Source organism: Streptomyces ipomoeae 91-03 (genome assembly GCF_000317595.1).
Lineage (GTDB): Bacteria > Actinomycetota > Actinomycetes > Streptomycetales > Streptomycetaceae > Streptomyces > Streptomyces ipomoeae.
Genome location: NZ_AEJC01000649.1, coordinates 1 through 10,833 on the forward strand (window position 1 = coordinate 1; position 10,833 = coordinate 10,833).

Annotated in this window: 8 protein-coding genes and 3 pseudogenes; 4 read left to right on the forward strand and 7 right to left on the reverse strand. The window is 68.7% G+C overall.

Annotated features, from left to right (window positions below; all coding sequences use genetic code 11):
• The 3 genes from STRIP9103_RS42760 to STRIP9103_RS42770 form a co-directional block, all read right to left on the reverse strand.
• The coding region (locus STRIP9103_RS42760; RefSeq protein WP_048822101.1) for a MarR family winged helix-turn-helix transcriptional regulator at positions 1–456 on the reverse strand (456 nt) is incomplete at its 3' end.
• A 504-nt stretch (positions 457–960) separates the two neighbouring features.
• Entirely contained in the window at positions 961–1,737 is a 777-nt protein-coding gene (locus tag STRIP9103_RS42765; protein ID WP_009340700.1) for an aquaporin, read from the reverse strand.
• A 40-nt stretch (positions 1,738–1,777) separates the two neighbouring features.
• Positions 1,778–2,086, reverse strand: a complete 309-nt coding sequence (locus STRIP9103_RS42770; protein WP_009340691.1) for an ArsR/SmtB family transcription factor — start codon at positions 2,084–2,086, stop codon at positions 1,778–1,780.
• Between the two features lie 100 nt (positions 2,087–2,186).
• Between STRIP9103_RS42770 and STRIP9103_RS42775 the strand changes: the two genes are divergently transcribed.
• The 3 genes and pseudogenes from STRIP9103_RS42775 to STRIP9103_RS47985 form a co-directional block, all read left to right on the forward strand.
• Complete coding sequence (locus STRIP9103_RS42775) at positions 2,187–2,600, forward strand: arsenate reductase ArsC (RefSeq protein ID WP_048822103.1); 414 nt, start codon at positions 2,187–2,189, stop codon at positions 2,598–2,600.
• A pseudogene (locus tag STRIP9103_RS42780) lies at positions 2,597–3,186 on the forward strand (NAD(P)/FAD-dependent oxidoreductase); the annotation flags it as partial. The gene STRIP9103_RS42775 and the pseudogene STRIP9103_RS42780, both read left to right, overlap by 4 nt.
• A gap of 277 nt (positions 3,187–3,463) precedes the next feature.
• A pseudogene (locus tag STRIP9103_RS47985) lies at positions 3,464–4,139 on the forward strand (PucR family transcriptional regulator); the annotation flags it as partial.
• Between the two features lie 62 nt (positions 4,140–4,201).
• On the opposite strand, the pseudogene STRIP9103_RS42785 reads toward STRIP9103_RS47985, so the two are convergent.
• The 4 genes and pseudogenes from STRIP9103_RS42785 to STRIP9103_RS42800 form a co-directional block, all read right to left on the reverse strand.
• Positions 4,202–5,289: pseudogene (locus tag STRIP9103_RS42785) on the reverse strand (flotillin domain-containing protein).
• Between the two features lie 279 nt (positions 5,290–5,568).
• On the reverse strand, positions 5,569–6,012 hold the full coding sequence (locus STRIP9103_RS42790; protein ID WP_048822104.1) for a hypothetical protein: 444 nt from the start codon (positions 6,010–6,012) through the stop codon (positions 5,569–5,571).
• A gap of 32 nt (positions 6,013–6,044) precedes the next feature.
• Positions 6,045–6,458 (reverse strand): hypothetical protein, encoded by a 414-nt coding sequence (locus tag STRIP9103_RS42795; RefSeq protein ID WP_009340704.1) that lies wholly within the window; start codon positions 6,456–6,458, stop codon positions 6,045–6,047.
• 378 nt (positions 6,459–6,836) lie between these two features.
• Entirely contained in the window at positions 6,837–7,295 is a 459-nt protein-coding gene (locus STRIP9103_RS42800; protein ID WP_009340684.1) for a hypothetical protein, read from the reverse strand.
• Between the two features lie 465 nt (positions 7,296–7,760).
• Between STRIP9103_RS42800 and katG the strand changes: the two genes are divergently transcribed.
• A complete protein-coding gene (katG, locus tag STRIP9103_RS42805; RefSeq protein ID WP_009340687.1) occupies positions 7,761–9,950 on the forward strand; it encodes a catalase/peroxidase HPI in 2,190 nt (729 codons plus the stop codon).
• Positions 9,951–10,833 lie beyond the last annotated feature (883 nt).

Consider the following 10,833-nt stretch of genomic DNA (forward strand, 5'->3'; position numbering starts at 1 on the left):
CTCGGTGTCGTCCGCCGCGGGAGCGAGCGGTTCGCCGCTGGCTTCGTTGAAGGCCGTGAGCGCGTCCACGAGCGCCGCCCTCTGCTCCGGCGCCAGGCGCGCGACGATCCCGGCGATCTCCGCCCTGCGGCGAGCGGTGACGTCCTCGACGGTGCGGCGCCCCTCCTCCGTGAGCCGGAGCACGGTCTCGCGACGGTTGGTGGGATGTGCCTGCCGGTCGGCGAGCCCGGCCGCGATCAGCCGGTCGACCATGCGCATCGCGGTGGACGGCGCGACCTGGAGGACATCGGCGAGGGTCACCAGCTTGGTGGCACCGTGAGTGGACAGCACCACGAGCATGCGGAACTGAGGCAGCGTCACCCGCTCCTCGACCTCGGCGAGCGACCGGGCGGAGACGGCGACCAGCAGTCTCGACGCGGTGAGCACCGCACGGGTCACCACATCGACATCGTCCATGCCCTCGATCGGGCCCTCAGATTGCGCCATACAACCTTTCTACCGCGCCGCGAACCCCACCCGCTCAACTCAAAGGAACAGATTTTCCACTCCCATGACCCTTCCATGGTTCAGTTCGGCCCCCGCCACCACGTCGTGACCGCGTACTTGTCGTCTGTACGCGTTCCTGGGCCTGTCGACCGACGGAGGCGAGGACACCGGCTCCGGCGACCGTGAGCCGAACCTGCAACGAGGACCTGCGCCTGGTGTGCCTGCTCATACGTTGCTCCTCAAACCCCTCCCCACCACTGAACGGTGGCGGGCGAAGCCAGAGTTGCCGACGAGGCAGGTGTGACTGAAGGGGTTCGCGGGTCGCGTCAGGCGGGGCCGGTCCGGTCGCCGTGGCCGAGTTGGGCTCGGTCCGGGCGTCGAGGATGACGAAGTCCAGGCCGAGGCGGCGCGGGTGGTGGCCGACGGTGAGTCCGGCCCGGCCGTCGCCGATCATCACCACCTGCGCGGCGCGCCTCACGACCCCTCGGTCGCTTGGCCCGGCCTGAAGATCAGCGCCACCAGGCCCAGACCGACCACGGCGCCGACGAGCTGCATGCCGATGAACCCCGCGACCGAGCCGGGTGCGATGCCCGCGAACGTGTCGGTGAAGGCACGGCCGATGGTCACCGCCGGGTTGGCGAAGGACGTGGAAGAGGTGAACCAGTACGCCGCGCCGATGTACGAGGCGACGGCCACGGGCGCGAAGCGCAGCCGGTCGGTGCGGGCCAGGCCGAAGATCAGCAGGATCAGGCCCGCCGTCGCGACGGCTTCCCCCAGCAGTAGGTGCCCCGCCGACCGATCGTGGGTGGACCACTTCACCAACGGCTCGCCGAACATCGCATCCGCCAGCGTCGCGCCCGCGATCGCGCCCGCGATCTGCGAGGGGACGTACACGGCTGCCTCGCGCAGGGGGACCCCGGCGCCGCCGCGCCGGGCGGTCCACCACTCGGCCAGCGTGACGGCCGGGTTGAAGTGCGCGCCGGAGACCGGGCCGAGCAGGACGATCAGGACGCCGAGGCCGAAGACGGTGGCCGTGGAATTGGCCAGCAGCTGCAGCCCGACATCCTTCGTCAGGTCGGTGGCCTGGATACCGGAGCCGACCACCACCGCCACCAGGGCCGCGGTACCGACGAGTTCTGCGGCGGCGCGGGCGGCGAGCGGTGCGCGCGGCGGGGTGGCGCCCGGCACGGGCCCGACGGGCTCGGCGGCGGACATGGTGGACTCCGCGGCGCTCTCGTGGGTGGCGGTCAATGCAGACTCCTTGGTGCGGTCGCCGGGGCACGGCGAGGGATCAGGGGCAGGACCGCTTGTTGTCGGCGGCGGTACGAGCGGACTCGGCCAGGTCGGCGAACTGGCCGGCGAGGGAGGCGATGACGTCCGGCTTGAGCCGGTAGTAGGTGAACCGGCCGCACGGCTCCGTCTCCACGACGCCGGCCTCGCGCAGCACTCTCAGGTGGTTGGAGAGGTTGGTCTGCCGGGCACCGGTCTCCTCCACCAGGTGGGTGGTGCACAGCGTCTCTTTGGCCAGCAGGGTCACGATCTGGAGCCTGAGCGGGTCGGCCAGCACCCGGATCAGGTCAGTGTCGACTGACGTCATCATGGACTGATACTCTCACATCAGTGGTGACTGACACCACCAGGTGCTGATGTCATTCCCGCCTGATGCGCCTGATGTCGTCGCGAGACAAGAGAGACCTCTGATGTCCGACAAGCCCTCCGTGCTGTTCGTCTGCGTCCACAACGCCGGCCGTTCCCAGATGGCCGCCGCGTGGCTGACCCATCTGGCCGGGGACCGTGTCGAGGTCCGCTCCGCCGGCTCCAACCCGGGCGACCAGGTCAACCCGGCCGCCGTCGAGGCCATGCGCGAAGTCGGCATCGACATCTCCGCCGAAGTCCCGAAGATGCTCACCGTCGACGCGGTGAAGGAGTCGGACGTCTGCATCACCATGGGCTGCGGCGACACCTGCCCCGTGTTCCCCGGCAAGCGGTACCTGGACTGGCAGCTCGACGACCCCGCGGGCCAGGGCGTCGAGGCCGTCCGGCCGATCCGGGACGAGATCAAGAAGCTCGTCGAGGGCCTGATCGAGGAGGTCGCCCCGGAGAAGACGGCCTGAGCACGGGCGAGATCCGCAACGTCATCGTCATCGGCTCCGGACCCGCCGGCTGTACGGCGGCGCTGCAGACCGCGCGCGTCGCTGAAGCCGCTGGTGTTCGAGGGCGCCGTCACCCCCGGGCGGGGCCCCGATGAATACCACCGAGGTGAAGAACTTCCCCGGCTTCCTGGACGGCATCATGGGCTCCGAGCTCAAGGACAACATGCAAGGACAACATGCGCGGCCGGGCCGAGCGCTTCGGAGCCGAGCTCATCCCGGAAGACATCGTCTCCGCCGGTCTCTCCGGTGAGCTCAAGACCGTCACCGCCACCGCGGGCACGCTCCACCGGGCGAAGGCCGTCATCGTCGCCACCGGCTCCCAGCACCGCAACTCGGCCTGCCCAACGAGGACGCCCTCTCCGGCCGCGGGGTCTCCTGGTGCGCCACCTGCGACGGCTTCTTCCTCAAGGACCAGGACATCGCCGTGATCGGCGGCGGCGACACCGCGATGGAGGAGGCCGCCTTCCTCTCCCGCTTCGCCAAGTCCGCGACGATCGTCCACCTGCGCGCAGAGCGCAGCGCCACCGCCCTCGCCGCGATCGACCCGGTATCGCGATCCTCACGACGGCGGCGCCTCACCACCCTGTGCAGCGGACGTGTCGCCGTGATCAAGGTCTGACCCGGCGCCCTCTTCCAGCGGGACGAGCCCCGGAGAGTCACCCTTCCATCGAGACGAGTCCCGGAGGGTCACCGCTTCGCCCCGGACTCCGCTGATCCAGCCCGGACTCCACTGATCCAGGTCGGGCGGCCGGTCGTAGACGCTCAGCAGCCCTTCGACGCGCTGGTTGTTGATGGACGGCCGGTCTGCGCAGACACTCCGCGTAGCGGGTGTCTACGCGCTCGCCAGCGGGCTGCGTCCTCCCGATGCCCGCGTCGTCCGTTCCTCTGCGAGCATCTCGGGAAGGCTCGTATCCCGCTTCGGCGACCGGCGCATCCCGCCGGCCGCCAAGAACGGCAAGTTGATCCGCAGCGCGCCCGGCGACCACGGCGACGTCCTCGCCTTCTCCGCCAAGCAGGCGCACGCGGCGACGGACGGCAGCCGGGTGGCCGTCGGGCCGCCGCAGCCCGGCGCGGGCGGCGTGGTCCACTCCTACGAAGAGGCACTCAGCACCCTCGAACTCATCGAGCGGCTCGACCTCGACGAACCCGTCGTACACACAGCCGACCTGCTGGTCTATCCGGTGCTCACGCGCGACCGGCAGGCGATGGCCGACCTCGTGCTCAGCGCCCTCGGGCCGCTGCGGGCCGTCAGAGGAGGTGCCGAGCCCCTGCTGCGGACGCTGGAGGTGTACTTCGAGGCCGGCTCCACCGCCGCTGAGGCGGCCCGGAGGCCGGCGCTCAGCGTACGGGTGCTGACCCATCGGTTGGAGCGCATCCACCAGCTGACCGGGGCCGACCCGGCCGACCCGATGCACCGCTACACCTTCCGGACCGCCGTCATCGGCGCCCGTCTGCGTCATCGGCGCCCGTCTGCTCGACTGGCCCGCCCAGGAGATCTGAGACCTGTCCACGTCACGGGCCCGCCGAGAGGTTCGACGGGCCCGTGCGGAGGACGGCCGGTGTCACCCGGTGATCTCGACCTTTCCGTTCATCTGTGCCGGCGCGTCCCCAGGCTCGGCGGCCGTGGCGGTCCGCTGGGTGATGCCCATCAGCAGCTCGGCGAGGTCCACTCCTGGGGTGGAGCCGAGGAGTTCCAGGCCCTGGGCGACGTTGTCGGCTACCGCGCGCGAGATACGGCCGGCCCCGTCGGCGGAGATCACGGTCATCTTCTGCACGGCGCTGAGCGGCTCGGACGCCTTGGCGACGACCTGCGGCAGCACCTCGACGAACATCTGCAGCACGGCCGCGTCGCCGTACCGGGCGAAGGCGTCCGCCTTCTTCCGCATCGCCTCGGCCTCGGCCGCGCCCTTCGCACCGATCACCGCCGCATCGGCCTCGCCCTCCAGCCGTACGACGTCCGCGATCGCCGCGCGACGGGCCCGCTCGGCCTCACCCCGCTCGAGACCCTCGACGGCCTCCGCCTCGGCCAACGCGCTGCGCCACTGCTTCTCGCCCTCACCGGTCAGCCGGGCCCGCTCCGCCTCCGCCTGCGCGGCGGCGATGCCCGCCAGGCGCTCGGCCTCGGCCTGCTCGACCCGGGCCACCCGCTTGGCCTCCGCTTCCTGTTCGGCGGCGTGCCGCTGGGCATCCGCTGGGTCGCGGACCTGCGTGTCGAACTGACGGTCGATCAGGGCGGCCTGCCGCTCGGCGACCTTCTCCTGCTCGGCGAGGATCTCCTGCCGGCGGACGGCCTCGGCCATGCGTGAAGCCCACGATGCCGTCCTGCTGCTTCAAGAACCGCTGGGCGGCGGCGCGAATCGAATCCTCGGTGCCACCGACCTTGACGATCGCGACGCCGTCCAGATCGGCCTTCACCCCGCGCAGGGTGACCGCGCCGCGCACGGACGGCGACAGGGATGTACCGCGAGGACAGGTCGAGAGTGAACTTCTGCTGCGCGAACGGCACGACGAACACACCGCCGCCGACCACGACCTTCTACCCGCTGTTGTCGGTGAACACCCGGCCGGTCTCCGGGTCGGTGGCCTTCTTGCCACGACGTCCGGTGACGATGAACGCCTCGCTCCCGCCCTCCCGGCCAAGGATCCGAATGAGTCCGACCGCATCGGCCCTCGGTGGACGACGGTAGGCCGACATCGGCCGGCCCCGCCGGCTCCCGCATGAACGCGGCGGAACGGGGCCTCCGTCTCGGCTTCCCCGCCGCCTTCCCCCTGGCCCACATCGACCGGGTCATGGCCCACCGACGGACGTGGGCCACATCCACACCCTGCCGACGGCGGGCCTCCCGCGCGGCATGGACCAGGAGCCGCGGCGCGCCATCCTCCCAGCACTCCTGGGGCAAGGACTGAGATCACATCACGAACCACCAGGTCAAAAGCACGAACCGTTTGCCTTGGCGCTGTCGGTCCGGATGCGGGACGTCCCAGCGGTGTACTCGCCGCCGCAGCCGAAGACCTGGATCACCGAGGGCTCATCGATCTGCCACCATGCGGCAAACGCCTCGGCAATGTACGGGGACTGCCTTTCGAGGGCGAGGACCTTTTCGGTGGCGCCGTCGGCCTCGCAGTCGACCGTCGGGTAGTCGGACGCCACCTCGATGGCCGGGTACACCTTCCGGGAGTATCCCCGCCACTTCTTCAAGTGCTTGACCGCCTGCTTCTGCTCGACGGTTCCGTGCTCTGCGACGAACTTCCTGAACTGTTCCAGGGTGCCGGAGGTCTCGACGATCTCGGAAAGTGCCATCGCGACCTTCTTCGGACCCTGCCTGGAGCGCGTCGGCGAGCTTGCCCTGGTGCTCACCCACTCGGTCTCCATGAAGTCCAGGAGGCGGGTTACCGACGACCCGGCTACTTGGGCAGTACCTGGCCCTGGTCGGTCACGTAATAGCTGCTCAGGCAATCCAGGAGCGCGGCTTCCGACACGTCGTACGGGCCACCGGCCTCTGTGTTGCAGAACTTGCTCAGCAGCTGACTCTTCTGCGCGAAGGTCAGACCGACAGGCTCGTTGTCCTGCTGTCGGCCGTCCTGCGACTGGCCGTCCACCTGCGTCTGCACCCACGAGTCAGAGGAAGAGGGACCCGAGGTGTCGCCGGAGCTCCCGACCCAGACGCCGAGGAAGAAGACTGCGGCCACCGCGACGACACCGCCCGTCGTCAGTGCCACCGGCCGCTTCCGCCACGGCGTCTCCAGTCTGGCGAGGATGGCCTGGTACTCGGGGTGACTCTCGTACTCGTCTCGCCAACCGCTCTGTGCCCCGTTCACGGCACCCCCTTTCAGCCCGGACCGGCACCTGGTTCAAGCACCAGAAGCCCGGCGGCACAGAATAGACACAAGATCCACACGGCCTCCACGCGTGGGACCCGACCGTGATCCAGTCGTGAGATTCGACCAATGACCGCAGCCCTCGATCGAACGGCCGCTCGTGCCCTCAGGCGCGAATGATCTCGGCCTACGAGCGCGGCGGATGGCTTGTTCCCCGGCAGCGCACGTCTGAGAAGACGGCGAGCACCCCTCCCACGCCCTCGCGGGCCGCCTTGGAGCGAAGGCTACGAAGAGCCGAAGCCAGGGCCGAGCGCCTTCGGGCCGAGTGGGATCAGCTCGAATAACAGCGGCTGACACAATGAAGTGCTGAGGACCCGGCTACAGGCATCCCGACTCGCCGTTGGCGACGAATCGTGTCAGGGATCGCTCCAGCAGCTCGAGAAACTGCCGCAGGTCATCAGCCACCCGGTCGAGATCGGGTTCGTCCAGCGACGCCGTTCGCGTCCGGTAGATCACTCCGCCAGGGCTGGCGACATAGGACAGGCCACCGCCGTTCGAGCCGATGACCAGGCCACCGGCATTCTTGTCCACGCCGACATCGACAGCGCCGTACTGCTTGAACCGTAGAAGGCCATCACCCGCCGGGTCGACGAAGTAGCCATTGCCGACGTCCGCCCAGGTGACGTCGCCGATGTTGTCGTAGAAGGTGACCAGATCGGCAGGGACGATGCCGACCTGGGCAAGCGTGCGAGCCGCGGCCTGGTCGGCGTGGTCGGCCGGCCGGACCTCATTGGCTCCCGGAGGAAAGCCGTGCCGGCGCTCGAACTCGTCTGTCATTGCCTTCAGGGTCTCCGAGACCCTGCACGCACCTGCGCAACCGCGATACCGTAGTCGGCAACGAGCTGTTCAGCGAGCTGCAAGCCCTCCTGCACGCGGACCCCTGACTGTCACGGAACCAGACCGAGGCCGCCTCGTTGTCGCCCGCCTCTCCCGCCATCTGAGTGATGGTCCCGGACCCGCCCGCGACCGAACCGCCCAGATCTGCAGTGCGCATGGTGTCGGCGTGAGTTCCCGACCACTTCCTTGACGGTTTGTTGTCAGGAGATCCCGGGACGCAGATTCGGCTTGTACCGGAAATCCACACGGGAGCAGAAAAGCAGCCTCTTCTCGTCCGTTTGTCATGCGGGGGTGCTCTGCGTGTTTCGTAGCGGTGCCCTCTGCGGTGCGCGACCATACGGACGCCGACACATCACAATCATCGGCATTGTGCGTGGAAACACCGAGGCAGAAAGAAGGACGGACGTGTCCGGCAGCGAAAGCGAAAACCCAGCAATCGCCTCCCCGACCCCCACGGCGACCCGGCCCAAGACAAACCGGGACTGGTGGCCGAATCAGCTGGACCTTCAGATTCTCCACCAGCACTCGTCCCGCTCCAATCCGATGGACGAGGACTTCGACTACGCCAGAGAGTTCGCGACCCTCGACCTCGACGCGCTGAAGCAGGACGTCTTCGAGGTGATGACGACGTCGCAGGACTGGTGGCCTGCCGACTACGGCCACTACGGGCCGCTCTTCATCCGGATGAGTTGGCACGCCGCGGGCACGTACCGGGTCGCCGACGGCCGGGGCGGTGGCGGCTCCGGCGCTCAGCGCTTTGCCCCTCTCAACAGCTGGCCGGACAACGCGAGCCTCGACAAGGCGCGCCGTTTGCTCTGGCCGGTCAAGCAGAAGTACGGCCAGAAAATCTCCTGGGCCGACCTTCTGGTCTTCGCCGGCAACTGTGCCATGGAATCGATGGGGTTCAAGACGTTCGGGTTCGGCTTCGGACGAGAGGACATCTGGGAGCCCGAGGAAATCTTCTGGGGGCCCGAGGACACCTGGCTCGGAGATGAGCGCTACAGCGGCGACAGGGAACTCGCCACTCCCTTCGGTGCCGTGCAGATGGGACTGATCTACGTCAATCCGGAGGGGCCCAACAGCAACCCGGATCCGCTGGCCGCCGCCCGGGACATTCGCGAGACATTCGGGCGCATGGCGATGAACGACGAGGAGACGGTCGCGCTCATCGTCGGCGGCCACACCTTCGGCAAGTGTCATGGCGCCGTCGATCCCGCGTACATCGGCCCGGAACCCGAGGCCGCCCCCATCGAGCAGCAAGGCCTCGGCTGGCGGAACACGTACGGCAGCGGCAAAGGTGCCGACACACTCACCAGTGGGCTCGAGGGCGCGTGGACCACCGAGCCGACCCAGTGGGACAACGGGTACCTGGACAACCTGTTCCGGTACGACTGGGAGCTGACGACGAGCCCCGCCGGCGCCAAGCAGTGGACTCCCACGGACCCCGCGGCCAAGGACGCGGTGCCCGATGCTCATGATCCGTCGAAGAGGCACGCTCCCATGATGCTGACGACGGACCTGGCGCTGAAGCTGGATCCGGTCTACGGCCCGATCGCGAAGAGCTTCCACGAGAACCCGGACAGGCTCGCGGAAGCGTTCGCCAAGGCGTGGTACAAGCTGTTGCACCGCGACATGGGACCCGTCACGCGCTACCTCGGCCCGTGGGTTCCCGAGCCGCAGCTGTGGCAGGATCCCGTCCCCGAGGTCGATCACGAACTCGTCGCGGACGAGGACATCGCTGCTCTGAAGAGCAGGATCGTCGCCTCGGGACTGTCCATCTCCCAGCTGGTCACCACCGCTTGGGCGTCGGCAGCGAGCTTCCGCGGCACCGACAAGCGTGGCGGGGCCAACGGGGCACGGATTCGACTCGCGCCGCAGAAGGACTGGGAGGTCAACCACCTGCCCGAGGTGGCCGAGGTGTTGCAGAAGCTGGAGCAGATCCAGCAGGACTTCAACGCCTCGCACGCCGGTGGCACGAAGGTCTCGCTGGCCGACCTGATCGTCCTGGGCGGGTGCGCGGCCGTCGAGCAGGCCGCGAAGAACGCCGGTTACGACATCACGGTCCCGTTCGCACCGGGGCGCACGGACGCCTCGCAGGAACAGACCGACGTGGAGTCGTTCGCCGTGCTCGAACCGAGGGCCGACGGGTTCCGCAACTACCTCCGGGTGGGAGAGAAGTTGTCGCCGGAGACCCTCCTGCTGGATCGCGCCAACCTGTTGACGCTGACCGCTCCCGAGATGACGGTGCTGATCGGCGGCATGCGGGTTCTGAACACCGGCTTCAAGCGATCCCCACACGGCGTCTTCACCCACCGGCCGGAGACATTGACCAATGACTTCTTCGTCAACCTGCTCGACATGGGCACGGAGTGGAAGGCGTTGGCCTCGGCGCAGGACGTATTCGAAGGCCGGGATCGCGCCACGGGCGAGGTCAAGTGGACCGCCACCGCGGTCGACCTCATCTTCGGTGCACATTCCCAGCTCCGAGCCGTCTCAGAGGTCTACGCGGCCCAGGAGGCGGGAGGGAAGTTCGTACGTGACTTCGTGGCCGCGTGGGACAAGGTGATGAACCTCGACCGGTTCGACCTCCCTTGAATTCGATGTCCTGGTCGGGACAGTGACGCGGATCGCTCAGAGCTCCCGCAGCGCTCCCATGGTGGGCACGCGCACGCCACCCACAGCACGCGTGCCCACCGCCCAGGACGCCACTTGGAGCACCGCGGCACCACAGCGCCGCAGCACCGCGGCACATGGCCGAACGGGCCGTCTGGCAGAACTCCACGGCGAGGGAGCCGTTCTCGTCGGCAGGCGCGGGTGCCGGTACGGGTATCCGACCCGTCCCTTGAGGCTGCCCCCGGAGCCGGGGCCTTCGCATACCAGTACCCCACCCGAACAAGTCCTGGCACAGGCTGCGATCAAGATACGGACCATACCCGGGCCACACTCTGCCCGGCTCCCTTCACATCCCGCATTCGCACTGGTCATGCCACCGCACACACCGTGCACCACCAGCAGACGAAGAACCTTCTGGTGTCCTGTTCGCCGAAGAAGCCGGGCTTCTTCTGACGACACGCACGGGCCCTGGAACCGAGCTTGACGACGGGCTGACCACGGCAGAGAAGGGCCGCCGCCCCTGAGCAGTTCCTCCAGGGCGGGATCGGGCCGCGACGCACCGCCGGCTTCCCGGCACCAGGCCAGGAGGACGTCACGCATGGACGGGTAGGTGGTCGACTCGTCGAGAGCGTGGCCGGTCAGTTGAACCATGCCGGAGGCCATCTCGTCGTCGGCCAGGATCTGACCGCGGCACCACGCGAGATCCTTTCCCGCCATGGCGGGGAAGGTGAGGGCCACCAACCGGGCCGGGACACCGTCGGAGCCTGCCCAGTCCCGCAACCTGCCCAGGATGGTTCCCCTGCTCCGGGAGTCGCCCGCCGTGAAGCGTTGCACCAGCGCCTCGGCGACGGCGGTGGCGACGGCC